General features: G+C 58.1%; 24 protein-coding genes. 15 read left to right on the forward strand and 9 right to left on the reverse strand.

All coding sequences use genetic code 11. From position 1 onward, the window contains the following. The first annotated feature begins 250 nt into the window (after positions 1–250). Both dapA and EPZ47_RS18435 read left to right on the forward strand, forming a co-directional pair. Complete coding sequence (gene dapA / locus EPZ47_RS18430; RefSeq protein WP_135846119.1) at positions 251–1,141, forward strand: 4-hydroxy-tetrahydrodipicolinate synthase; 891 nt, start codon at positions 251–253, stop codon at positions 1,139–1,141. A 23-nt stretch (positions 1,142–1,164) separates the two neighbouring features. Continuing rightward, on the forward strand, positions 1,165–2,493 hold the full coding sequence (locus EPZ47_RS18435) for an NAD(P)/FAD-dependent oxidoreductase (protein ID WP_135846120.1): 1,329 nt from the start codon (positions 1,165–1,167) through the stop codon (positions 2,491–2,493). Positions 2,494–2,771: 278 nt separating this feature from the next. On the opposite strand, the gene EPZ47_RS18440 is transcribed toward EPZ47_RS18435, so the two are convergent. From EPZ47_RS18440 to EPZ47_RS18455, 4 genes are all read right to left on the reverse strand, one after another. Further along, positions 2,772–3,761: an isopenicillin N synthase family dioxygenase gene (locus EPZ47_RS18440; RefSeq protein WP_135846121.1), complete on the reverse strand. Its 990-nt coding sequence runs from the start codon at positions 3,759–3,761 to the stop codon at positions 2,772–2,774. Between the two features lie 288 nt (positions 3,762–4,049). Further along, positions 4,050–4,298, reverse strand: a complete 249-nt coding sequence (locus tag EPZ47_RS18445) for a hypothetical protein (protein ID WP_135846122.1) — start codon at positions 4,296–4,298, stop codon at positions 4,050–4,052. A gap of 52 nt (positions 4,299–4,350) precedes the next feature. Next, the gene (locus EPZ47_RS18450; protein WP_238346655.1) at positions 4,351–4,971 is read right to left on the reverse strand and encodes a dimethylsulfonioproprionate lyase family protein; all 621 of its coding nucleotides are present in this window, start codon (positions 4,969–4,971) and stop codon (positions 4,351–4,353) included. A gap of 114 nt (positions 4,972–5,085) precedes the next feature. Then, positions 5,086–5,985, reverse strand: a complete 900-nt coding sequence (locus EPZ47_RS18455) for a glycine betaine ABC transporter substrate-binding protein (protein ID WP_135846124.1) — start codon at positions 5,983–5,985, stop codon at positions 5,086–5,088. Between the two features lie 373 nt (positions 5,986–6,358). Here EPZ47_RS18455 and EPZ47_RS18460 point away from each other — a divergent pair, with 373 nt between their 5' ends. Genes EPZ47_RS18460 through EPZ47_RS18470 form a run of 3 tightly spaced genes read left to right on the forward strand, consistent with a single transcriptional unit; the run spans position 6,359 to position 10,009 of the window. Next, entirely contained in the window at positions 6,359–8,395 is a 2,037-nt protein-coding gene (locus tag EPZ47_RS18460) for an NADH:flavin oxidoreductase (protein WP_135846125.1), read from the forward strand. Positions 8,396–8,455: 60 nt separating this feature from the next. Then, a complete protein-coding gene (locus EPZ47_RS18465) occupies positions 8,456–9,580 on the forward strand; it encodes an S-(hydroxymethyl)glutathione dehydrogenase/class III alcohol dehydrogenase (protein WP_135846126.1) in 1,125 nt (374 codons plus the stop codon). Positions 9,581–9,625: 45 nt separating this feature from the next. Then, positions 9,626–10,009, forward strand: a complete 384-nt coding sequence (locus tag EPZ47_RS18470) for a VOC family protein (RefSeq protein ID WP_135846127.1) — start codon at positions 9,626–9,628, stop codon at positions 10,007–10,009. Positions 10,010–10,178: 169 nt separating this feature from the next. Here the strand turns inward: EPZ47_RS18470 and EPZ47_RS18475 are convergent, their stop codons facing one another. Then, positions 10,179–10,469, reverse strand: a complete 291-nt coding sequence (locus EPZ47_RS18475; protein WP_135846128.1) for a DUF1330 domain-containing protein — start codon at positions 10,467–10,469, stop codon at positions 10,179–10,181. A 43-nt stretch (positions 10,470–10,512) separates the two neighbouring features. Continuing rightward, on the reverse strand, positions 10,513–11,529 hold the full coding sequence (locus tag EPZ47_RS18480) for a zinc-dependent alcohol dehydrogenase family protein (RefSeq protein WP_135846129.1): 1,017 nt from the start codon (positions 11,527–11,529) through the stop codon (positions 10,513–10,515). 84 nt (positions 11,530–11,613) lie between these two features. Here EPZ47_RS18480 and EPZ47_RS18485 point away from each other — a divergent pair, with 84 nt between their 5' ends. Continuing rightward, a complete protein-coding gene (locus EPZ47_RS18485) occupies positions 11,614–12,519 on the forward strand; it encodes a LysR family transcriptional regulator (protein ID WP_135846130.1) in 906 nt (301 codons plus the stop codon). A gap of 58 nt (positions 12,520–12,577) precedes the next feature. Here the strand turns inward: EPZ47_RS18485 and EPZ47_RS18490 are convergent, their stop codons facing one another. Together EPZ47_RS18490 and EPZ47_RS18495 are read right to left on the reverse strand one after the other, a co-directional pair. Continuing rightward, positions 12,578–13,363 (reverse strand): pyrroline-5-carboxylate reductase family protein, encoded by a 786-nt coding sequence (locus EPZ47_RS18490; protein WP_135846131.1) that lies wholly within the window; start codon positions 13,361–13,363, stop codon positions 12,578–12,580. Further along, on the reverse strand, positions 13,356–14,057 hold the full coding sequence (locus EPZ47_RS18495; protein WP_135848032.1) for a TetR/AcrR family transcriptional regulator: 702 nt from the start codon (positions 14,055–14,057) through the stop codon (positions 13,356–13,358). Before EPZ47_RS18495 ends, EPZ47_RS18490 begins: the two co-directional genes overlap by 8 nt. Positions 14,058–14,505: 448 nt before the next feature. On the opposite strand from EPZ47_RS18495, the gene EPZ47_RS18500 reads away from it, so the two are divergent. The 3 genes from EPZ47_RS18500 (at position 14,506) to EPZ47_RS18510 (ending at position 17,910) form a co-directional block, all read left to right on the forward strand. Next, positions 14,506–15,762 carry an aromatic ring-hydroxylating oxygenase subunit alpha gene (locus EPZ47_RS18500; RefSeq protein WP_135846132.1) on the forward strand — a complete coding sequence of 419 codons (1,257 nt, stop codon included), beginning with the start codon at positions 14,506–14,508 and terminating at the stop codon, positions 15,760–15,762. Positions 15,763–15,771: 9 nt separating this feature from the next. Beyond that, entirely contained in the window at positions 15,772–16,908 is a 1,137-nt protein-coding gene (locus tag EPZ47_RS18505) for an FAD-binding oxidoreductase (protein ID WP_135846133.1), read from the forward strand. Positions 16,909–16,995: 87 nt separating this feature from the next. Then, positions 16,996–17,910 carry a LysR substrate-binding domain-containing protein gene (locus EPZ47_RS18510; protein ID WP_135846134.1) on the forward strand — a complete coding sequence of 305 codons (915 nt, stop codon included), beginning with the start codon at positions 16,996–16,998 and terminating at the stop codon, positions 17,908–17,910. Positions 17,911–17,923: 13 nt separating this feature from the next. On the opposite strand, the gene EPZ47_RS18515 is transcribed toward EPZ47_RS18510, so the two are convergent. Then, positions 17,924–18,364 (reverse strand): hotdog fold domain-containing protein, encoded by a 441-nt coding sequence (locus EPZ47_RS18515; RefSeq protein WP_135846135.1) that lies wholly within the window; start codon positions 18,362–18,364, stop codon positions 17,924–17,926. Between the two features lie 163 nt (positions 18,365–18,527). On the opposite strand from EPZ47_RS18515, the gene EPZ47_RS18520 reads away from it, so the two are divergent. The 6 genes from EPZ47_RS18520 (at position 18,528) to EPZ47_RS18550 (ending at position 25,086) form a co-directional block, all read left to right on the forward strand. Continuing rightward, a complete protein-coding gene (locus tag EPZ47_RS18520; RefSeq protein ID WP_135846136.1) occupies positions 18,528–19,148 on the forward strand; it encodes a TetR/AcrR family transcriptional regulator in 621 nt (206 codons plus the stop codon). A gap of 204 nt (positions 19,149–19,352) precedes the next feature. After that, positions 19,353–20,345: a SphA family protein gene (locus tag EPZ47_RS18525; protein ID WP_135846137.1), complete on the forward strand. Its 993-nt coding sequence runs from the start codon at positions 19,353–19,355 to the stop codon at positions 20,343–20,345. A 55-nt stretch (positions 20,346–20,400) separates the two neighbouring features. Continuing rightward, positions 20,401–21,582 carry an MFS transporter gene (locus EPZ47_RS18530; RefSeq protein WP_135846138.1) on the forward strand — a complete coding sequence of 394 codons (1,182 nt, stop codon included), beginning with the start codon at positions 20,401–20,403 and terminating at the stop codon, positions 21,580–21,582. Between the two features lie 35 nt (positions 21,583–21,617). Further along, positions 21,618–23,069: a carotenoid oxygenase family protein gene (locus EPZ47_RS18535; RefSeq protein ID WP_135846139.1), complete on the forward strand. Its 1,452-nt coding sequence runs from the start codon at positions 21,618–21,620 to the stop codon at positions 23,067–23,069. A 340-nt stretch (positions 23,070–23,409) separates the two neighbouring features. Continuing rightward, positions 23,410–24,261: a fumarylacetoacetate hydrolase family protein gene (locus tag EPZ47_RS18545; RefSeq protein ID WP_135846140.1), complete on the forward strand. Its 852-nt coding sequence runs from the start codon at positions 23,410–23,412 to the stop codon at positions 24,259–24,261. A 3-nt stretch (positions 24,262–24,264) separates the two neighbouring features. Beyond that, positions 24,265–25,086: an IclR family transcriptional regulator gene (locus EPZ47_RS18550; RefSeq protein ID WP_135846141.1), complete on the forward strand. Its 822-nt coding sequence runs from the start codon at positions 24,265–24,267 to the stop codon at positions 25,084–25,086. Positions 25,087–25,096: the final 10 nt, after the last annotated feature.

Below are 25,096 nucleotides of genomic sequence, written 5' to 3' on the forward strand. Positions count from 1 at the left end.
CCGACAGATTATTCGGCTGTGCCGACGGACGTTCGTATGACTACGGGCGGCCGCGACCCAGCCTGCCTGAACGTTGGCAATGAGTGGTGATGAGTGACCAGTCCGCAGCCGCGATCCCTATTGGTCCGGCGTCAACTTATAACGCAGGGTCATGTATTGCTGTTAATAAATGTTAGTTGTTGCGCCAGCGTTTGCCCCCGTAATCTGCATACGAACCAAAACCGCAACTATTTTAATAACAGGGCACTGTATGAACTTTGATGGCGTGTGGACTCCCGTTGTAACTCCCTTTAATACTTCGGGCGCCGTGGACTTCAGGTCGCTGGAAAACATCATTGACTCACTTATCGAACACGGTGTGCATGGCCTGATCGTCGGTGGTACGACGGGCGAATACTATGCCTTGTCCCATGATGAGCGGCTGGCGCTGTTCGACTTCATCGCCGACTACGCCAAATCGCGTATTCCCTTGATGGCGGGCATCAATGCCACCACCACCCAGGAAAGCCTCACGCTGGGCCTGCATGCAAAAAAAGTGGGCTTCAATGCCATTCTTCTTGCCGCTCCCTACTACTGCCAACCGACCCAACAAGAACTGCTGGTCCATGCCTTGAGCGTCGATGACGCGCTCGACATGCCCATCATGCTCTACAACTTTCCGGCCCGTACCGGGACCGAAATGTCCTGGGAATTCATCAACGGGCTCAAGGGCCGTCCCAACTTCCAGGCGATCAAGGAAAGCACCGGCTCAATTGAACGCATGCACGGCCTGCTCAACGAACACACCGATCAGTTGCAAGTGAGCTGCGGCATGGACGACCAGGTGCTGGAATTTTTCACCTGGGGCGCCCGCAGCTGGGTCGCTGGCGCATCCAACTTCCTTGCGCCAGAACATGTCGCACTGTATCAGGCGTGTGTCGTGGCAAAGGACATGATCAAAGGTCGTGAACTGGCGACCCGTTTGTTGCCGATGCTCAACCTGCTCGAACAAGGCGGCAAGTTCTGCCAGTACATCAAACACGGCTGCGAATTGGCCGGCCAGCCGGTGGGTGTGACCCGTCTGCCTTTGCAACCGCTCAGCGACGCAGAGAAAAGCGCATTCAAGACTGTCTATGAACAGCTGACGGCTCATCGCGCCTGACACATACGGCGGAGGCGCTTGCCATGCAGCTTCAGTGTAATTTCCTACCTCAAAACGATGGCCAACCCGGTTGGTACGAAACGCTGCCACCACCGGCACCCAGCACCCCGCTCAAAGGCGCCGTCAGGGCCGACTGGGCGGTTCTCGGCGCCGGCCTGGCGGGGTTGGCTGCCGCCCGGAGACTGGCCGAACTTTTACCCGAGGCGTCGATTGCATTGATCGACGCCAAGCGGGTAGGTTTCGGTGCGGCCGGACGCAACTCCGGCTTCATGGTGGACTTGCCCCATGACCTGACGTCCCACAGCTACACCTCCGACCGTACCGCCGACCAGCGCATCATTCGGTTGAGTCGTGGCGGCATCGATTTCATGCGCCAGATCGTCCAGCGCGAAGGCATCGAGTGCGATTGGCGCGAGCAGGGCAAGTTGCATGGCGCCGTCAACCCACAAGGCATCGCCGCGCTTGAGTCCTTTGCCAAAGGGCTGAGCGGATTGGGGGAACCCTACACGACGCTGGATGCCGCGCGGATGAAAGCGATCACCGGTACCGACTTCTACAAATCGGGGCTGCATGCCCCCGGTTGCGTACTCGTTCAACCCGCCGCGTTGTGCCGGGGGCTGGCGCAATCGTTGCCAGCGAACGTCACGTTGTATGAAGACAGCCCGGTATTGAACATTGAACTTGGCAAACCTCATGAGCTGACTACCGCCCAAGGCGTGCTTTCGGCGCCGCGCATGGTGATGGCCAACAATGCCTACGCGGCACCGTTCGGTCAGCTTGGACTCAAGGGTCGGTTACTGCCCGTCTACACGTACGCCAGCCTGACCCGAGAGTTGACTGCCCAGGAGCAGGCCCGCCTGGGTGGCGAGCAAAGCTGGGGGCTCATTCCCGCCGACCCGCTGGGCACCACCGTGCGCAGGCTCGCCAATGGCCGGATTTGCATTCGCAACTCCTTCACCTACAACCCGCGCCTGACAGCGAGTCCCCGTACGCTTGAGCGTGTACGCCGCGCTCACCGCCACTCCTTCGAGGCACGCTTTCCAATGTTGTCAGGCGTGCCGTTCGAATACACCTGGGGCGGCGCGCTGTGCATTTCGCGCAACTCCGGCTCTGTCTTTGGCGAGATCGCGCCGGACGTGTTCAGCGCCGTGTGCTGCAACGGCTTGGGCCTGACCCGCAGCACCGTGGCGGGCAAACTGATCGCCGAATACGCCGTGGGGATGGGCAGTGAACTGCTGGACATCATGCTCGATCAACCTGACCCCTGCTGGAATCCCCCGGAACCGTTCCTGGGCTTAGGGCTGCGTTCTTCCATTGCTTGGAAGGAGTGGCAGGCAGGCGCGGAACTCTGAAGAACCCATCTCTCAGATCTCAAGAGGAGCGCAGCACCGTGTCCACTTCCCAGGGCCCTGCACCACGATCCGCCGGATTCCTTTTGTTGGATGGCTTTGGTTGCAGCTTTGGTTCATCTGCGGAGTATTTCGGTGTGATACCTCGTGATGAACGCACTTCGTCGAATGACTATGGGTAACTCCAACGCTTCCCGGGACGGTCACCGTCTCCACGCAGACGGTGACCGGATTTTGATGGGGCCCGAATGCATCGAGCCTTCATCCACCAAGGGTTGGCCTTAGACGGCTTCGACAGCCTGCAAGTGGGCGTAGCTGGCGACAAAGCGACTGTATTTGTGTTGGCCACAGGTGTAAGGCGCGTATTTGGCAGGGTTACTGAGGCTGATGCACGTTGGCACAGTCTCGACAGTCGCGTCGAAGTCCAAGTCGATGAAGAATGGAATGGAGTACCGTTCGACACCGCTGGTATTGATGACGCGGTGCATAGTCGACGTGTAGCGGTCATTCGTCAGGGTTTGCACCAGATCACCGATGTTGACGATGAACGTATCTTCCACCGGTGGGGCGCTTACCCAGTCACCCGCACGATTGCGCACTTGCAAGCCACCGACCTTGTCTTGGAAAAGGATCGTCAGAAAGCCATAGTCCGTATGCGCTCCGATCCCGATTTCCTTTTGTGAAATTTCGCCACTCTGCGGGGGATAGTGCAGCAAGCGCTGGATGGTGATCGGTTTGCGTTGCAGTTTTTCAAAGTAGTCCGCTGGCAGATCGAGGCTCAGTGCAATGGCGCTGATGAGCTTGCGCGCCAGGTCAAGCATTGCACGATGGTAGGCGTCACAGACATCCGAAAAATCCGTGAGCTCAACCGGCATCAGGTTTGCCCCGAAGAAAGGAGACACTTCGTCATAGTGGACGCCATAGTCGAAGCACTCCTTGAAATCGCGGGTATTTTCCGGATCGACGTTTTCCGCGTACATGGGTATGTAGCCGCGAAGCGTGGGACCTGAATTAACCACGTTCAGCTTATTCTTCTTATCAAAAGGCATGGCAAAGAAGCCTTTCGTCTGGGCATACATCGCGTCGATCAAGGCGCGCGGAACTCCATGGTTTTTAATATAGAAAAAACCAACTTTCTCGCAAGTTTCTCCCATCTGGCGCGCAACTTCTCGCGGGTCGCTCCCATCGAGTAACGGTGCGACATCAATGAAGGGAATTTCTTCGAATGTCGTCTGCTTGCTTGTAAGCCTGGTATCGGTCATCTGAACCATCGGTCGATCCTCAACGAAAGCGCCGTGCTTTAATTATCCTGAAGTGAGTTGTAGCTCCTGGGACCAAGCATCTTCACCTTGACCTTGTAAGCTGAACTCATTGTTCAGAACTGAACGGGCACGAACAAACCATTTTTCATTCAATACTCATGAGAAAAAATCAAGTATGAGAATACGACCGCGCCTATATCTTTCGATGTCATACAGGCATAGCCTTTCATGGTTTGCTTAGATCAAATTTCGTCAATTATCATTCGGTCTGGCAGGTCCGGGCAGGCCATTCCGCCATCAAGTCAAGCCATCGCTACTGCAAATTTTGCAAAGCCGTCGTGCGATGCTGTGACGCCTCGTATCTTTTTCCAAAAGTTCGACCGCTATAAGCTCTTCGATGCCAGCACCGGCTTCAACCTTTTCAATAAAATTCAGAATTGCATTTTTCATGAACCAATGAGAGGTGCGATCCAACCTGGCCGACGCTGACTTCAGCCTGGCCCGCGTTTCTTCATCCAACTTGATGCCCTGCGTGGTCACCGCCATATTTCATCCTCTCAATCGCTACCCGAATTCATTCACTTTTTATAACGAGGCATTAATGCATCAAGCCCCACAGTGCCAAAAGTGGAACACCCATCGACTTCATTGCATGGACACAGGATGGGGGATTGAAGACTAAACCTCCTGGTCCAGGATTCCACCAGCCCACGTCCTCCCGGTACCAGTCACCCGGTGACAGCACGAGATAGAACTCGGCAGGCGGGTGTTGGTGATAGGGGTAACAAGTCTCAGGCATCATGAGCGCCAACCCCAAGGTCAAGGTGGAACATTCAAATAGCCCTCCAGGCCCTGCGATCATCCCGTGGCGATGTCGCTCCACGAAAGCACTGTCTTGGCCAGCCTTGGCTTGACGGTTTATCCAGGTGACATGGGGCAAGAGCGTGCCTAGCGCATCCAGTATCGACACCAGAGACTCATTAGCCCTAGGTGCAGCATCAAGCGCCTCGGATAAATGGCGCTCCAGAAAACCTGGTAACGCATTTGAAATTTCCGCAGTCTCCCTGATACTCCATTGGGCCGTATTTAGAGACACGGTATGTGCTTGCGCCTTATCGCAACCACTGCCCGACAGGACGTTCTGAAGCGAACGCCTGAGCAAGTCGCCGTTGCTGATGATGTCCCGATCCCACGATGGCTCTTCAGTGCTGTTTATCATCGTCTTCAGTCCCATTTCCCGAGCAATGTGTCGAACTCGTTCGATGTATCCGCTGCCCTTCACGTTCGGTCAAGGTCAGCGAATTGCAACGCAACTATCGGACAGCAACCGCCATTACTGGGCCGGTGTCGCGGAAGCGGTCCGGCTGCCAAACATCGCCTCGAAACGAGGCTTGTTGGCGGCGTAGTACTCTGCAACGACCTTGTCGGCCGAGCTATCGCGTGCGGCGGCCATCAACGTCTCAAGGTCAGCTTTAGGAATTTTGAAGTTGGCGAAGAACCGGGCGACGTCTGGATGTTCGGCGCTGAAACCTTTGCGTGCAATCGCATGAATTTGCTCAGCGCCACCGAAAATCTGCTTTGGATCATCCAGGTAGCGCAGCGGCCACTTGGCGAACATCCAGTGCGGGCTCCAGGCATTGATCAACGACCATTTGTCACGCTTGAGGTTGCGATCCAACTCGCTCAGCATTCCAGACTCTGAAGAAGCGACCATCTTGTAACCATCGAGTTTATATTCCTTGATGGCCTGCTCCGTGAGTTTGTATTGGCCGTTACCTACTTCCGAAGTCAGGATCTTGCCACTGAGTTTCTCCCGCACTTCTGGCTTATTAAGGTCTTCGACACTGGCAATCTCGCTGGTCGGAATAGAAGTGGGCACCGCCATGCCGATCCGACCCTCATACAGCACACCGAGGTCTTCGAGTTTGTCTTTGTACTTGTCATAGAAAGATTTGTGAGTACTCGGCAGCCAGACCATCGGGATCAGGTCGATGTTGCCGTTGGCCAGGGCCTGGAACTGAATGCCGATATCGGCAAGCACCAATTTGACCGGTTGCTTGAGATGGTCGCGCAATGCCGTGTCTGCCAGTTTTACAGCGATTTCCGTATCCGACCAATTCACCCATCCGATACGGATGGGCATGGGCTCCTCGGCTTGAGCCATCAGGCTACTGGAGGCCATCGCCAGGCCTGCAAGCCAGCCGATACACGTTTTACTGGATAGCTTAACCATGGTGCATCTCCGCGTACTGTATTAATAGTTATTGGCAGGGCAGCAGAAGAATTAACTTCCCTCATAAAAGCAAAATACATCGTGCTCTCAAGAGCTTTTATATGAGGCATGGACAACTTTTAATCGCGCGATGTTTTCAGGTCGTCCGGCCCTCCTCCGCCGTTTCGGCGAAGCGTTATGTGTCCATGGATCGATGCCTGGAATGACCGACCACACGAACCCGATCCTCCCTGTTTCGGCTGGATGTTAATCCTGGTTTTTCCGCCACGCAAGAAAAATGTACACCTGTGTCCCAATCATTGACACACATGAACATTCAACATACCGTTATGTCAAAACCAAGCCTGATGTTCTGTTCCCGGAGCGCAACACCATGTCCAGCGATCCTCTGCTGCAGCCCTATAAAATCAAACACCTGACCCTCAAAAACCGGATCATGACCACCTCCCATGAGCCCGCGTATCCCGTCGACGGCATGCCGAAGGATCTGTACCGGGCTTATCACGTTGAACGGGCGAAAGCCGGCGTGGCCCTGACCATGACTGCGGGCTCCGCCGCTGTTTCCCGTGACAGCCCGCCAGTGTTCAACAACGTGCTGGCGTACAAGGATGAAGTGGTCAAATGGATGAAAGACCTGACCGACGAATGCCACGAACACGGCGCCGCAGTGATGATTCAACTGACCCACCTGGGACGCCGTACGCGCTGGGACAAGGCCGACTGGCTCCCGGTCGTATCGCCTTCTCATCGCCGTGAAGCATCCCACCGGGCCTTCCCCAAAAAGATGGAAGAGTGGGATATCGACCGGATCATCAAGGACTACGTGGACGCCGCCGAACGCATGAAGGCTGCTGGTCTTGATGGTTTGGAATTGCAGGCCTACGGACACCTCATGGATCAGTTCTGGTCGCCACTGACCAACGACCTTGAGGGCCCCTACGGCGGCTCGCTGGAAAACCGCCTGCGCTTCACCTTTGATGTGTTGCGTGGCATCCGCCAGCGCTGTGGCGAAGACTTCCTGCTCGGAGTTCGTTACACCGGAGACGAGGACCTTCCGGGCGGCTTCGGTGCCAAAGACGGCATCCAGATTTCCCACATGCTCAAGGACAGCGGGCTGGTGGATTTTCTCAACGTCGTTCGCGGTCACATCGATACCGATGCGGGCCTCACCGATGTGATTCCGATCCAAGGCATGCGTAACTCGCCACACCTGGATTTTGCTGGCGAGATCCGCTCGGCCACCGGCTTTCCGACGTTCCATGCGGCCAAGATCCCGGACGTGGCCACGGCTCGACACGCCATCGCCTCCGGCAAGGTGGACATGATCGGCATGACCCGGGCGCACATGACCGACCCGCACATCGTGCGCAAGATCATCGAAAAGCGTGAAGAAGAAATCCGACCCTGCGTCGGCGCCAACTATTGCCTGGACCGCATCTACCAGGGCGGCGCGGCGTATTGCATCCACAACGCCGCCACTGGCCGCGAAACCACCATGCCCCACGAAATCCCCAAAGCGCCGGTCAAGCGCAAGGTAGTGGTGGTCGGCACCGGCCCGGCGGGCCTGGAGGCGGCACGGGTCGCCGGTGAACGCGGCCACGACGTCACGGTGTTCGAAGTCGCCGACCAGCCCGGCGGCCAGATCCGCTTGACCGCCCTGAGCGAGCGTCGTCGCGAGATGATCAGCATCATCGACTGGCGCATGGTGCAATGCGAACGCCTGGGCGTGAAGTTCCACTTCAACACCTGGGCCGAAGCCGAAACAGTCATGGCCGAAGAACCGGACGTGGTCATCGTCGCCACCGGCGGCTTGCCCCACACCGAGGTGCTCAAGCAAGGCAATGAACTGGTGGTGTCGACCTGGGACATTATTTCCGGCGACGTCAAGCCCGGCCAGAACGTGCTGATCTTCGATGACGCCGGCGACCACGCAGCGCTACAAGCGGCCGAGGTCATTGCCAACAGCGGCGCAAAACTGGAGATCGTCACGCCGGACCGCTCGTTTGCGCCGGAGGTAATGGCGATGAACCTGGTGCCTTACATGCGCAGCCTGCAAGACCTGAACGTCACCTTCACGGTCACCTATCGGGTCGACTCCGTAGAAAAACGCGACGGTCAGTTGGTGGCCAACTTCGGCAGCGATTATGGCCAGGTGCACAAGCAGCGCGTGGTCGATCAGGTGGTGATCAACTACGGCACCCTGCCCTTGGACGATCTGTACTTCGACCTGCGCCCGCATTCAAGCAACAACGGCGCGGTTGAACAGCACGATCTGATCGCCGGAAAAACCCAAAATATCGTGACCAACCCTGAAGGCCGCTTCCAGCTGTTCCGGATCGGCGACGCGGTGTCGGCACGTAATACCCACGCAGCCATCTACGATGCGCTGCGGCTGGTGAAAGACATCTGAGGTCATGCCCCTGATCCCATGAATCAGGAGCATCTTTCATATTTCACACGAGGCTCTTCCATGTCAGCACAGACCTTGAAGTCCAGGGCTGCGGTCGCGTTCGCGCCCAATGAACCACTGCGGCTGATCACTATCGATGTCGCCCCGCCCAAGGCCGGCGAGGTGCGGGTTCGCATCGTTGCCACCGGCGTCTGTCACACGGATGCGTTCACCCTTTCGGGCAGCGATCCTGAAGGTATTTTCCCCTCGGTGCTGGGGCATGAAGGCGGTGGTATCGTCGAGTCCATCGGCGAAGGCGTGACTTCGCTGCAAGTCGGCGACCACGTGATCCCGCTCTATACCGCCGAATGCCGGCAGTGCAAATTCTGCCTGTCCGGCAAGACCAACCTCTGCCAGGCCGTCAGGGCTACCCAGGGCAAAGGCCTGATGCCCGATGGCACCTCGCGCTTCTCCTACGAAGGCCAGCCGCTGTTCCACTACATGGGTTGCTCGACCTTTTCCGAGTACACGGTGCTGCCGGAAATTTCCCTGGCGAAGATTTCAAAGAATGCTCCGCTGGAGCAGGTGTGCCTGCTTGGCTGCGGGGTGACCACGGGGATTGGCGCGGTACTCAACACCGCCAAGGTCGAGGCTGGCGCCAGCGTTGCAGTCTTTGGGCTGGGCGGTATCGGCCTGGCCGCGATCATCGGCGCAAAGATGGCCAAGGCCGCACGCATCCTTGCCATCGATATCAACCCGGCCAAGCGCGATGTCGCCCTGTCATTGGGCGCGACGGACTTCATCAACCCCAAGGACTATAACCGGCCCATCCAGGACGTCATCGTCGAACTCACCGACGGTGGCGTGGATTACTCGTTCGAGTGTGTCGGCAATGTGCAATTGATGCGCGCGGCACTGGAGTGCTGCCACAAGGGTTGGGGCGAGTCGATCATCATCGGTGTGGCCGGCGCCGGCCAGGAAATCAGCACCCGCCCCTTCCAGCTCGTCACCGGTCGTGTATGGCGCGGCAGTGCCTTCGGCGGAGTGAAGGGCCGCACGGAACTGCCCAGTTATGTCGAGAAGGCTGGCCGCGGGGAAATCCCGCTGGAGACCTTCATCACCCACAACATGCCCCTGGAAGCGATCAACGAAGCCTTCGAGTTGATGCACACAGGGCAAAGCATTCGTACCGTCATTCATTTCTGAGATGCGGTCGAAAGTCCAATTCCCCCCCACCGAAAGGAAACCAAGATGTCCGTTTTTACTCATGTCACCGTCGGCACCAACAACCTGGCAAAAGCACGTGCGTTTTATGATGCCACCTTGAAAGAGATCGGCCTCAAACGTGTTGCCGACCTCGACGATGCCGGCTCCATTTGGGGCGTCGACAAGCCTTCGTTCTTTGTACTCAACCCGGCCAATGGCAGTCCGGCGACCATCGGCAACGGTGTCACTGTGAGTTTCGAAGCACCGAACCGCTCTGCGGTCCTGGCGTTCCATACTGCAGCGTTGGCAAACGGTGGCGTATGCGAAGGCCTGCCAGGCCCTCGTAGCTGGGCTGATAACGCCTACGCCGCTTATGCTCGGGATCTGGACGGAAACAAGCTGGCGGTGTATTGCTTCAAGGCTGAATAAGCGTACCAGTCTGACGCCTGAACAACGAAGGCCCCTTAAAAGGCCTCCGTTGCTTATCTCTTGGGTTACATGCCGCTGGGTCGATGAGCTCGACCAAAATGTAGTGAATTGAATGCCCGACTCGAGGCCCCTCGGAAGGGGCCTGACTTCCAATGGCAGCGCTTGGCTTTTACGCCCCGCCCTCTACGACAAACCCTCTGTACGAGGCACCTGCATGCCTGTGTTTAGCCGCCAATTGGTACGCTTCGCTGTAGTACCAATTCCTGGCATCCTCAATGGTCGGAAAAGAGAAGAGAACAACGCCTTCTGGCGTTTCGCCCTCGAATACTTCCAGGTGCCCATAAGCAGAAAGCAATTGGACAGGAACACTGGGGAACGTGGCCGGAACCTTTTCGGCGTAGATATCCATTTCGCGTTGATCCAGTGTCTTCTCTCTAATAAAGATAACGTACGCGGTCATGACGACTCCTTAAACAGTGAGTACTGGTTGCAGGCCTTTAGTGTCAGTGATTGATCACTAGCTTTCCGAAGACGTTGCGAGTCATCAACCTCTCGAATGCGGCCTGCGCATCCACGAATGGGAAGCGGCTGTCGATGACCGGACGGATCTTGTGTTCGGCAATAAATCGCACCAAGGCTTCAAGATCCTGGCGGCTGCCCAGCGCGATACTCTGGTAGCGCGCCTGGCTCATGAACATGGGCAGAACTTCGACCGCTCCTTGCAATCCCGCCACCGCCCCTACCATTGATACCTGTCCACCTACAGCAATGGCCTTGATCGATTGCGCAAATGTTCCTGCACCTCCGACTTCAACGATGCGAGAGACACCAATTCCGCCAGTCAGCTCACGCACTTGCTGGGACCATTCCGGCTGTTCTTTGTAGTTGATCGTTTCGTCCGCCCCCAAGGCTTTGAGTTGCTGGGCCTTCGTGTCGCTGGAAGTGGTGGCGATGACCTTGGCCCCCATCGCTTTCGCCAGTTGGACGGCAAACAACGACACACCGCCAGTGCCAAGAGTGAGAACGATGTCGCCCGCTTTCACGCCTTTGACGGCAGACCATGCGGTGATACCGGCGCACGGCAGCGTAGCCGCTTCGTCATACTCCAGGCTGTCTGGAATCGAGATCAACGCGTCAGCGGCCACCGCTCGATAGTCAGTGAGCCAACCGTCTATATCACCAGAGTATTGTGCGTACTTTCCGGTAAAAGGGCCGTCGATCCATTCAGGGAAGAACGAGTTCGTCACCCGATCGCCTACCTTGAACCGGGTGACACCCTGCCCCACGGCTACCACCTCACCAGCGCCGTCCGAAAGCGGAATACGGCCTTCCAGGTTGGGAATGGGATAATTGCCCTCCAGGATAATCACGTCCCGATAGTTCAACGATGACGCTCGTACATGCACGAGTACTTCGCCTGGCGCTGGCGTAGGAACAGGAGCTGTACGAACGGATAGGCCGGCGATGCCGACAGTTTTATCGATGATAAAAGCGCGGGATTGTTTGGTGGCGGTAATCATGAGCGTTCCTCAAAGGTTGAGGCCTCCATCTTTCCCCATTGAATTACGCTTGAGAATCCGTCTCCAACTGCTCAAACTGTGTAGATGAACTACACAATTGGTCGAGGCGATCTGGACGGCATAGTGGTATTCCTGGCGGTTGCTGAGGAGCACGGCTTCCGCGCGGCTGCCAGGCGCCTGGGCATTACCCCATCCGCCGTTAGTCAGGCAATCCGCGCTTTTGAAGGTCGTATCGGGGTGACGCTGCTGGCGCGTACGACGCGAAGCGTCGGGCTGACCGAAGCCGGGGAAAGGCTGCTACTGCAAGTTCGACCGGCAGCACAGCAATTGCTCCATGGAATCGAGTCCGCTCGCAGCCTGGGACACTCGGTCACCGGGCTGTTGCGCATCAGCGTTCCCAAGGCAAGCGTCCCGTTACTGACCGAGCGTTTTGTTGCGGGATTTCTTGTTGCGCATCCCCATCTGCAACTGGAGTTCGTCGGCGACGACCGCTTGGTGGATATTGTGGCTGAGGGGTGTGACGCCGGCGTACGACCTCGGTCATTCGTACATGCGGACATGGTGGCGGTGCCGCTCACCAGTGAGGAGCCACAAGTAGTGGTTGCTTCCCCCGCACTGCTGGCGCGCTATGGACGGCCCACGCTACCGGAAGACATCCAGAACATTCCGTGCATCACGTTTCGACAGGCTGGCATCGTACTCGACGAATGGGAATTCAACATCAGTGGCGAGCGGCACAGCATCCACGTACGCGGGCCATTGATACTCGACGACGCTGGCGCGTGTGTCCACGCTGCGGAACAAGGCGTGGGGCTGTTCAGGCTCCCACGCTCCATCGTTGCTCGCCAGATTCATGCAGGAACGTTGGAGGTCATTCTCAGCAGCTACTCCACGAACTTTCCTGGATTGGCGCTCTACTACCCCAGTCGGAGTACGGTTCTTCCGAAGCTGCGCGCTTTCGTGGATTACGTGTTAGCCCATAAAAACTGACAAGGCACTGAATGGCCCTCGAAATACTTTACGACTTGCGCACGAACCCGATCGTTTATCAGGCTTGAAGTCCCTTGCGAGCAAGGGCGGCACCTGCCTGCAACGCCCTTCCAATCTGCTCTTCGAAATGCCCCTGAATCATCGCTTGCAAGGCTGCAGCCGTCACCCCCCGGTAGGCCGCCAAGGCGTCGATCATCTGTTGAGCATCGTGGCTGGCCAGCAGCTGACTGCTGTTGACCACGACATTCTTCGCGGCGAGCTGTGCGATGTCGGCGGGAATGCCGGCAGCCATCGCCTGATTGGCCAGGGCCGTCATCAACAAGGCAGGAAAAGCCGGGCCTGTACCCGAAAGCGCCGAAAGGTAATCGATGAAGTCTTCTTGCTGAACCTCTGCCGCCGTGCCCACACATTCGAACAAACGCTGCACGAGGCTTTTCGTCGTTGCTGCTATCTCCGCAAAACAATACCAAGGCGTAAAAGACTGCCCGATCTCCACCGCCGCATTGGGCATCGCCCGCACCACCGCCGAAGCCTGGGTCTGTGCGGCAATCGTCTGTGCGGTCATCCCGGCCATCAGGGAAATAACGGTTTTGCCAGCCGCGTTGATGTTCAGGCTGGCGAAATGCTCGGGGCGAACTGAGATGATCACGAGGTCGCTGCGATCCACCAGGTCCTGATTGTCAGTGACCAGGCAGGCGCCTTGTTGCGCCAATGGGTGGTTTCCCGAACGATTGGAAATTATCAGGTTTCCCGTCGGCACCAATCCCTTCGCCAAGACCGCCTTGGCAATCGCACCGCCCAGCCAGCCAGTTCCACCAATGATTCCCACTGTCTCATTAATCATCGGCATGGCCTTCGAAAGTATCCGTCAAGGGAACGAAGACGCCGGGCTCTTTTTCGGCGTAGCCGAACTTCCCGTAGAAACGATCCAGTTCGCGCTGCTTCGGGACTCTGCCGGTGAAAATACTCACGTAATGCGGAATGCGCTGGAAACGCACGGTGATCAGCTCACTCGTATTCATGGTGATATAGCCGATCTGCGTCAGATAAATCGTTCTGGCCCGGGTATCAGCGGCTTGGCTGTCATAGCCAAAGCGCTTGAACATGCTCGCCAGAGCGTTCATTCGCTGCTCGTCTACCGCAGCGACCTCTTGAGCCACTTCAGCGGACTGAAGCGCCCAACTGCGCACGGCAAACTCGAACTGCGAATCGAACAACTGCGGGTTAAGCCAGCACTCGAACACATTGAGGATCGCCTCGGAGATGCTTTCGGCATAGCTTTCACTTTGCCGGATCAAGCCTCCCGTATTGGTCTCCCGCCAGCGAGACAGCAAAGCAGCCAGCAACTGCTCGCGATCCTCGAAGAACCAGTAGAAGCTGGTGCGCGACAAGCCCAGGCGCTTGGCCAGCGGCATGACCCGAACCGCATCGATACCCGACTCCTTCAGGGCCTCGTAGGCCGCTTCCAGCCATCCCTCCGGCGAGCCCCGCCAGCCTGCGTCCTGAGCCTTGCCGCGCGCCTTCCCTACCTGGGACATCCTGCTTACCTTCTTTAAATAATGCGTAACGCGAATGTACTTGGATGACCGCAGAATGTACATCGAAGTACATTTAATTGACTTCCCTCCCTTGCTACACCCACAGTCATTAATGACAAAAACTCATGGTCCGTTGACTTAAAATGGTTTGTCGGCGAAGTGCACCTGGATAAATATCTCCCACAGGCAAAGGACTCCAAACCAAAACAACAACGAGCCGCCCTCATGAATCTTGCAGTGCACGTCTTTGAAAGCAGTTCGACATCCGGCCAAAGAATGCCGGAGCGATCGACTTGGCCACAGGTTTCCTCTGTTACTCATCCCCTGCCCAAACTTCGATAACTGCCCACGCGAACGCCTCGCACACTCGGGCACAACCTGTCACCCCCGTTCCCTTTGAATCGATCCTGCCGCCACTGACCGACGTTGAGTTTGAGCGAGCCCCATCATGAATATAAATACTGTGAAAACCCATCGTGAACTTCTCGCCGACCGCACGCCGGGCCATGGCATGCCTGGCGGTTTGTTTGGCCGCCAAGATGTTTTCGAGACAGACGTGGATATCTTTTTCACCAAACACTGGATTCTGCTTGGTGTCACCAGTGATATCCCCGAGCCCGGTGATGTCTCGACTCTCGATATTGGAACGTCTTCCATCATCCTGGTACGCGATGATGACGAACAGGTACGGGCTTTTCGCAATGTCTGCCGTCACCGCGGGGCGCGTTTGAAACAGGCCGGTAAGTCGACGGTGGGCATGCTGGTCTGCCCCTATCATCAGTGGAGCTACGACCTCGATGGCAGCCTCAAACATGCGGCGCACATGGGCCAGGGTTTCGACCCCAAATGCAAAAGCCTGATCCCTGTCCATACGCGAGTCATCGGCACCCATGTCTTCGTCTGCCTGGGCGACGAACCGCCAGAAGACATCGTGCATCTTGACCAGGTCATGACACCGCGTTTCGCTCAATACGACATCACCCGCTCAAAGATCGCCTACGAATCGGAAATCATCGAGAACGGCAATTGGAAACTGGTGATCGAGAATAACCGCGAGTGTTATCACTGCGCCGCCACCCACCCGGAATTGACCGCGTCTTTCCTGCCCGAAGATTTCGGTTTCTGCACCGATGGGCTTGGAGAGGATTCACTTCAAGCGTTGGACGAGTATCACCGCCGCAATGCCCACACCAAGAACAACTGGGAGAGCGAAGGTTATATCTGCGACGCCGTCGAGTACTTGGGCGAAGAAGCCGTGACCCAATTCCGCTCGCAGCGATTGGTCATTGCCGGCAACGGCGAATCCCAGACCCTGGATACCCGTGTGGCCTGCACCCGGCTGTTTGGCGAGCTCCCCCGCCGCGACTTGGGCGACGTGCATCTTTGGACGCACAACTCGTGGACCCATGTCATGAGCGACCATGCCGTGGTGTCCTACATCATCCCGCTGGCGCCCGATAAAACCTTGGTGCGAACCAAATGGCTGGTACACGCCGATGCCGTCGAGGGCGTCGATTACCAAGTGAATCAACTGACTGAAGTCTGGGCGGCGACAAACCTGCAGGACGCCAGCCTCGTCGGCATTACCCATAGCGGCACCCAGGATCCTGCCTACACGCCCGGGCCGTTCTCAGCTTTTACCGAAACCTATGTCGACCAGTTCTCTCGCTGGTACGCGGCGCGTCTGGCCGCCCATGGCGTGTGAGGAATGAACATGACGACTTATGAACATTTAACGCACCCGGAAAACATCCGCGCCGTTCAACGTTTCACCGCCCCCACGACCTGGAGCACGTTCGGTTCGCCATGGAACAGCGGCGAACAGAAACCCCTGCAATGTTGCGCGGTGCGACAAGAAACCCATGATGTGAAGACGTTCATCTTTCGTTGCGCGGACTTCAGCGCACTGAACTTCGAGCCAGGTCAGTTCATCACGATCTCGCCGGTCATTGGCGGGCAGACCGTCGCCCGCTGCTACACCCTGTCGTCTTCCCCCACCCGGCCCTTTGCGTTTTCCATTACCGTCAAGCGCGTGCCTGGGGGACCTGTGTCGAACTGGCTGCATGACAACCTCAAGCCAGGAGACAGCCTGAAAGCTTCCGGCCCGGCGGGCAGCTTTACACCGGTCGGCCATCCTGCAACCAAGTTGTTGTACCTGTCCGCCGGCTCGGGCGTGACGCCCTTGATGTCGATGACCCGGGCCGCCTGCGACATGGCCGGCAACCTCGACATCGTTTTTGTGCACAGCGCTCGCACCCCCGCAGACATCATCTTCCACGAAGAACTGACACGCATGCAGGCCGCCATGCCGGGGCTGCGGGTCATCAGTGTTTGCGAAGGTCTCGGCGACACCGCTCAATGGCAGCAACCGATAGGCCGGCTCGATTTGTCGTTGTTAAGCCAGCAAGTGCCGGACTACCAGGAACGGGAAATTTTTACCTGCGGCCCCCAGGGCTACATGGAAGCGGTCAAGTCACTGCTCAGGGAAGCGGCGTTCGATTTCAGCCACTACCATCAGGAAAGCTTCGACATTGCCGCGCTGAATGAGGAACCGTTGATTGAGCAGGCCGCCTCGCTCGATCAGCAGGACGCTTTCACGGTGACCCTGTCCCGTTCGGGGAAAACGTTCAGCATGCAGGGCAACCAGACCGTGCTGATCGCCGCCAAAAAAGCCGGCGCAATCGTGCCCTCCTCCTGCAGCCAAGGTGTTTGTGGCACCTGCAAGACCACCCTGTTGCAGGGTACGGTAGAGATGAATCACAACGGCGGTATCCGGCAGCGGGAAATCGACAAAGGCCTGCGTTTGCTGTGCTGCAGCAAACCCACGTCTGACCTGGTCCTTGATCTTTAGCCTTGCATCGCCAATAAAGTAGTCACTGCATACTGGCGTCTGCACAACTCCGTGCGCCTAACATTTACAAGACAGTGACCCAGCCTGATGAAACTGCAACCCTTGCCGCCCCTCAACAGCCTGGTGGCGTTCGAGGCCGCCGCCCGCCACTTGAGCTTCACCGTGGCGGCGCGCGAACTGAACGTCACCCAAGGCGCCATCAGTCGCCAGATACGCTTGCTCGAAGACTATCTGGGCACGGCGCTGTTCACCCGTACGACCCGTGAAATCAACCTCACCGCCTCGGGCAGCCAGTATTACGAGAGTATCCGCGATACGTTGCAGCAAATCGCCCATGCCACAGCTGGAATGCGCCATTGGCAAGGCGCGCAGCAGGTCACCGTCGTCACCAGCACGGCGATGGCCTCACTGTGGCTGCTGCCACTAGTATCGGAATTCCAGCGTCAGAATGAAGAGATTGACTTGCGCATCATCGCGACAGATCAAGTCAGTGACTTTTCCCGACTGGACTGTGACCTGGCGCTTTATTACTGCAGCACCCCGCCAAAAAACATGAAAGTCACGCCGTTGTTCAACGAAGAGATTTTCCCGGTATGCAGCCCCGCCTATCTGGCCCAGCACCCAGGAATTGAAACGCTGGAACAGTTGGGTGGATGTACTTGGTTGTGGCTGGAAGACCAGCACCGGGACTGGATTGGCTGGAAAGAATGGTTCCAACGCCTTGGCTACCCAGCGCCAGAACCCCGGCGGCGGATTAATATCAACAGCTACTCCATGTTGATTCAGTCGGCGCTGGCCGGCCAGGGGATCGCCTTGGCCTGGTCGGGCCTGCTCAGCAACCACTTGCAGACCGGCAACCTCGTGCGGCCGACGCAAACCATCCTGCGCACCGACGCACAGTTCTGCCTGCTGGAACCTCAAGGCCGCGCCCCAAACAGACAAAGCGTCAACCGCTTCCGCCAGTGGCTGATGGCACATCTGGCAGAAACGGTTGACGCTTGATGGAACAGTCGAACTAGCCGACTTTCACGTTCATGGTGATGCGCGCCGTGAAGACCTTCACGCCACCCTCGTCGAAGATATCGACCGGGACAACCTTGTCGCCCGAGGTCGCCCAGTCGATTTCGCTGCCATCAGCAATCGCATGAATGGAGGTCTTGGCTTTGGCCAGGTATTCAACGGTCATGCCCTTCGGAATCCAGCGAGCGCCGCTGGGGATGGACACCTCAGTCATCATGCCGCCTGCGAGCTCCGCCGCGTTGCACAGCGCGATCGCATGTACGGAGGCCAGGTGATTGGTGATTTCCTTGCGAAACGGCACCTTCACTTCACCACGACCGGGGGTCAACACAGAAATTTCCGGGTTGATGGTGCCGAAGTACGGTGCCATCTGGCAGGCCATATTGCTGAAAGCAGAAGCGCCAACGCTTTGGTACATGCTGAGAGTCTGGCTCATGGGGTATCTCTGGTCAGGTGGATGAAAGTCATGAACAGAACACTACCCAATTACAGAATATTGCTCTGTTACAGAACATTATTCTGTAATTGGCCAGCCTGTCAATCTCTCGTGTCGAGCCTTCGTTTCAATTACCATGGCCCCTTTTTGCCTGGGCCGAAAAATGGAACCTGTCGATCTCCTCGAGCGCTGCTACCCAGGGCGTCGTGCCGAGTCCAAGCGGCACATCCTCCGATGCGCCCTGGCGTTGTTTAACCAGCAGGGCATTGAAGCGACCACCATCGAGATCATTCGCGCCGAAAGCGAGATGAGCGTGGGGGCGATCTATCACCACTTCGAAAACAAGGAAGGACTGGTCGCTGCGTTGTACATGACCGCCCTGGATGATCAGGCGCGGCTTAGAGATCGCTACCTCAGCGAGGTCACGTCGACCAAGGACTGGGTTCACGCTTTGGTTTATAGCTATGTCGACTGGGTCGTCAGCCAACCGGACTGGGCACGCTTCCAGTACCAGGCTCGCTTTGCCGTCGCGAAAAGCAGCCTGGGTGATCGGCTTGCAGAGGCCAACCTCGTGAGGAACGCCCAGTTGAAGGAATGGTTCAGCGACCCTGCTCACCGCCAGGATCTACAGGACCTGCCTTTTGAGCTGATGCCTTCGCTCATCATCGGTTCGGCAGAGAGCTACTGCCGAGCGTGGCTCTCCACCAGAGTCAAACGTAGCCCGGAACTCTACAGACGGCAGCTTGCTGAGGCCGCTTGGCGCAGCGTTGGACGTACGGACTGACCTCCCCGGCCCAACTGACAGGAACCAATGACACCTGAGCGGCAGGTAACGGCTGAAGAGCCGCACAGCCCTACTGTCTTTCGCATGCTGGCGCTCCCAGTCAACTCTGGCCGTTGCACTCAAGCATCACCCACAACCGGGACTTAAAGTCGAAGTGCCAGGGGAAGTTCCCCCGCTCACAATTCCAAGAATAGAGCCACTTCAATGAGCCTGACCAAATCCCTGCCAGCGTGCCTGGCACTCAGCTTCGCCTCATTTGCCGCCCATGCCGCCGATGGCCCGCCTCCACCTTCGGTGAGTCAGCCCAGCGGTATCAACCTGGGCGGTACCAGCTTCTACGACGGCTTTGCCGGGCCGCCCGGGCTGACTCACCAGACCTACCTGAAGTTCAGCACCGCCAGCAGCATCAGGACCAACGAGGGCAAGAAAAACAGCGCCTTCGATGATCCGAAGATCAACGTCATCACGATGGTCAATCAGTTGAGCTACTACTCACCCGACACCTTAGCGGGCGGGGCGCACCTGGGCTGGAGTCTATTGGTGCCCGTCGTTTCCCTGGACGGTGACTTCGGCGATAACGGCGCCAAGCTCAAGGATAACGCCGCAGGCCTTGGCGATGTCACGCTTGGACCGCAGGTCCAGTTCGACCCGATCGTCGACGCGACCGGCAGGCCGGTTTTCGTGCAGCGCATGGCCTTCGACACCATCCTGCCAACGGGCAAATACGACAAACACAAAGACCTGAACCCAGGCTCCAACTACTTCTCCCTGAACCCCTACTGGGCAGCGACCTGGATGCCGGCGCCTCGCTGGGAGGTGAGCTGGAGGCTGAACTACCTGTACAACTTCAAGAACGACGATCCGGCGAGCAGTTCGGCGCAGTTCTTCGAAGGGCAATCCGTACGCGACACCCAGTCGGGACAGTCGGCGTGGGCCAACTTCACCGTCTCGTACGAAGTGCTCCCGAAGGTTTCGGTCGGCATCAACGGCTACTACTTCCGGCAGATTTCCGATGACAAGGTCAACGGCAACACCCTGACCGACTCCCGGGAAAAGGTACTGGGCTTTGGCCCGGGGCTGTTCTGGAAAATCACCGAAGACAAAGCCTTCTGGCTCAACACCTATAAAGAAACCGGCGTCGAGAATCGCTCCCGAGCGGATTACCAGGTGCAGGTTCGTTACGTCCACAAGTTCTGATTGACGTATACGCCTGCTCACCCATGAGCGGGCCCATTACCCGAGGTGATGCTTCATGAACGCACTCGACTCCATCGACAGTAAAAAATCACTGGGCGCCATCTGCCTGATGATGGTCATTTCCCTGGGGACACTGCAGATCCAGCCGATCCTTGGCGGTGCCTTGATCGACCAACTCGGCCTGCCGCTCAATGCGATAGGCGCCATTTTCGCCGCCGAACTCATGGCGATGGCCGTCGCTTGCGGCGTCTGTGCCCTGTTCATGGCCAGCGTCGACCGACGCCGCTTCGCCCTGGTGGCCTTGTTGATCCTGGCAGTGGGTAACCTGGTCAGCACACAACTGCACAGTCAGGCCGGGCTGGTCCTTTCCAGGATGGTCTGTGGTGCGAGCGGCGGCGCGGTCATGGCGGTGGTCTATGCCACCGCGGCACTGCGTACGTCCAAGGACGCGACCTTCGCCGTCATCAACATCGGCAATCTGCTGTGGGGCATGCTGCTGGTGACCTCCATGCCGCTGATCCTTAAATCGTTCGGTGTGAACGGGGCGTTTTTTCTATTGGCGATCACCAGCGTGCTTGCGGCGTTGGGGTGCTGGAGAGTGCCCAAGCGCTACCCCGAAGCTCATCGCTTGGCCAGTGGCTCGATCCAGCCATTCGGTCTCACCGCCGTGCTGTTGATCCTGCTGTTTGCCCTGTTGTTTTTCGGGCACTCGGCCCTATGGGTCTACCAGGAGCGCATCGGCAAGAGCATTGGCCTGGAGCCGCAGCAGATTGGTGGGATTCTCGGCGGCAGCATTCTGGCCGGCGCCCTGGGCGCAGGCCTGGCCGGGCTGATTGGCCGACGCCTTGGCCTGCTGTTTCCGCAACTGTTGAGCTTCGGCACGGCATTACTGGCGACGCTGATCATGGTCTACGGCACCAGCCCCATTGCCTTTGTCACCACGGCCTGCCTGATCCATATGGTCTGGTTTTTCAGCCTGCCGTACCTGCTTTCCATGGCCGCCGAACTGGACCCTTCCGGCCGATTGGCGGGCCTGGGGAACGCGGCGATTTTCGTCGGCCAGGGGCTGGGGCCGTTTGGCGCCGCACTGGTCGTCGGTGAGGGCCACTTCCGGGCGGTCGGATGGCTGGCCGCATCAGCCTATTTGCTAGCCTTGGTGATCTCGTGCCTGATGGTTACACGCTTTCGCCGCGGCATTAAGTCTTCCAGCCCGGCCCTGTCTCCACAATCGGTCTGAACCTGAATGAAACTGTACATTGATGAGATTGCCCGATGACTATTCCATTCCCGCAAACCCCTGAATTTTCCGGTGCGCTTTACACGCCCAGCCGTGTGGAAGCAGAGGTGTTCGACCTCGAGATCGAAGGCGTCCTGCCCGCTTCGATCGGCGGGACTTTTTATCAGGTGGCACCAGACCCGCAGTACCCACCCATGCTGGGCAACGATATCTTTTTCAACGGCGACGGCGTGGTCAGCCGCTTCAACTTTGCCAATGGCAAGGTCTCGATGCGCCGCCGCTATGTGAAGACCGATCGCCTACTGGCCCAGCGCCGTGAAGGTCGTTCGCTCAATGGTGTCTACCGCAACGTCTACACCAACGACCGCCTCGCGGCGAAAAACAACACCACTGCCAACACCACCGTCATCCCGCACAACGGCGTCCTGCTGGCACTCAAGGAAGATGCCCTGCCCTGGGCGATGGATCTCGACACCCTGGAGACCCTCGGCGAATGGACATTTGACGGGCAGATCAAATCCGCGACGTTCACCGCCCACCCCAAGCTCGACCCGGTAACAGGCAACCTGCTGGCCTGCAGCTATGAAGCCAAAGGCGACGGCACGCCCGATCTGGCGTACTTCGAGATCTCGCCGGACGGCAAACTGCTGCATGAAATCTGGTTCCAGGCGCCTTATGCGGCCATGGTGCATGATTTTGCGGTGACCGAACGCTACGTCGTGTTCCCACTGATTCCATTGACGGTTGACGTCGAACGCATGAAAAACGGCGGGCCGCATTTCCAATGGCAACCCGACCTGCCCCAGCTGTTTGCCGTCGTGCCGCGCAACGGTAATGCGCAGGATGTGCGTTGGTTCAAGGGCCCCAAGGACGGGTTCCAGGGGCATACGCTCAATGCGTTCGATGAGGACGGCAAGGTCTACGTCGACATGCCGGTCACCGGCGGGAACATCTTCTACTTCTTTCCCCAGGCGGACGGTTATGTCCCGCCGCCCGAAACCCTGGCGGCCAGCCTGATGCGCTGGACCTTTGACCTGAACAGCGCCCTGGACGAGGTCGAACCGCAACCACTGACCGACTACCCCTGCGAATTCCCCAGGTGTGATGACCGCTACATCGGCCGAAAGTACCAGCATGGTTTCCTGCTCGCCTTCGATCCCGAGCGCCCCTACAACCCGGCGAATGGACCGATACCTTTTCAGTTCTTCAACCTGCTGGTCCATTTGAACCTGAAGACAGGCATCACCGACGCCTGGTTTCCCGGTGACAGCGGCTGCTTCCAGGAGCCCATCTTCATTCCGCGCTCTGCCGATGCAGAGGAAGCCGATGGCTACGTCGTTGCCCTTCTCAATCTCATCGCCGAGGGGCGCAGTGAGCTGGTCGTGCTGGACTCCCGTGACATGGCCAGCGGGCCCATTGCCCGCATCCGGATTCCCTTCCGGATGCGCATGTCGCTGCATGGGTGCTGGACTGCTGACCCGAATTAGGCCAGTCAATTAAGCGAAGTACATGTGGGAGCGGGTTTGCTCGCGAAGGCGGCGCTACAGTCGACATTGATGTCGCTTGTGACGCCGTCTTCGCGAGCAAGCCCGCTCCCACAGGTTCAGATTCTTTTCACCCTGCCATCCCCGTCCTATGTGGTTGGCTGTCTGCCTCCTCTCCCTTTGCTCCCCAAGGTTCGCTAAAGGTACTGCCTCGCCAAAATAAACATAAATTCCATATTTTAGGATTTTTGCACAAATCCTACTTTACAGGATTTTTCCGCAGGACTAGATTAGCCCTCATTGCATCCGGTGCCATGCACCCTCTCTCTCCCAAGGAGACTCCATGAAACTTGCAAGTTTTATTGTTCAAGGTCGTAGCAGCTACGGCGTCGTCGAAGGCGACCAGGTGATTGACCTGGAAACAGTCAAGCCCACCTTTGGCAGTGATCTCAAGCAAGCCATCGCCCACAACCGCCTGGGCGAGTTGACCCGCGAGACCCTGGCAGGCCTGCCGCGCATCCCATTGGCTGAAGTGACGTTCCTGCCGGTGATCCCGAACCCGGGCAAAGTGCTGTGCATCGGCATCAACTACGCCACTCACGTGCGCGAAACCGGTCGTGAGATGCCGATCTACCCGATGATTTTTACCCGCTTCGCCGACAGCCAGACCGCCCACCTGCAACCCATCGTGCGCCCCAAGGCTTCCCACAAGCTGGATTTCGAGGGCGAACTGGCGGTGGTGATCGGTAAAGCGGCGCGTCACGTCAAGGCTGCCGACGCGCTGGACCATGTCGCCGGCTACGCCTGCTACAACGACGGCAGCGTCCGCGATTGGCAGAAGCACACCATTCAGTTCGTACCCGGCAAGAACTTCCCGAATACCGGTGGCTTCGGCCCTTGGCTGGTGACCGGCGATGAGATCGGCGACCCACAGGACCTGGAACTGACCACCCGCCTCAATGGCGAAGTGATGCAGCACACCCGCACCAGCGACATGATTTTCGATGTGCGCCGGCTGATCGAGTATTGCTCCACCTTCACCGAACTGGCCCCCGGGGACGTCATCGTCACCGGCACCACCGGAGGTGTTGGCGCATTCCGTGAGCCGCCGGTATGGATGAAGCCAGGCGATGAAGTCGAGGTCGAGATTGCACGCATCGGCACCTTGCGCAACAGCATCGTGGACGAGCAATAAGCCATGAATCACCTACACACCGCTGAACAACCGCCAGAACAGGATGCCGACAGCAAAGGCTCGAGCCTGGAGCGCATGTTGCGGGTGCTCGACCTGTTCACCGAAGAAAACCCGATCTGGGCGGTCGACGACATGGGCACTGCCCTGGGTTTCACCCGCTCGACGATCTACCGCTATGTGCGTGAGCTGGCCGAGGCCAACCTGCTGTTCCAGGTCGAAGCCGGGCGTTATGCACTGGGCGCGCGGATCATCACCTGGGATCGTCAATTACGCCTGAGCGACCCGCTCGTGCGCGCTGCGCAATCACTGGAACCCAGCTTTCCGCAGTGGAACGAGCAGCAAGTCTGGCTGATCTGCCGGCTGTTCAAGGACCAGGTCGTGTGCATTCATCAGCACGGCAATCTGTTCAGTGAAGTCAGCTATTCCCGTGGTTCGCCCAGGCCGTTGTTCCTCGGGGCGACGTCCAAGGCGATCCTCGCCAACATGACCTCGCGGCAACACAACCAGCTGTTTCTGGACAATCCCGATGAGGTGCGCGCCAGCAGCCTTGGCCAGACCTGGGACCAGTTCCGCCGCACCCTGCAGCAGTTGCGGCGCCAGGGCTATGTGGCCAGCGCAGGCGAAGTCGACCCTGGCGTCTATGGCCTCGCCGCGCCGATCTTCGACGGCGATGGCAAGGTCATCGGCAGCATCAGTTGCGTGCGCCCGATCCAAGCACGTGACGACGCCCAGGAAGCGGCACAAGGGCAACAGATCCTGGCCTTGGCCCAAGACTTGTCGCAGCGCATGGCGGCGCTCGCCAACCGCCCCAAGCCACTGGGCTGAGCCATCCGCA

This window comes from Pseudomonas viciae (assembly GCF_004786035.1).
Classification (GTDB): Bacteria; Pseudomonadota; Gammaproteobacteria; order Pseudomonadales; family Pseudomonadaceae; genus Aquipseudomonas; species Aquipseudomonas viciae.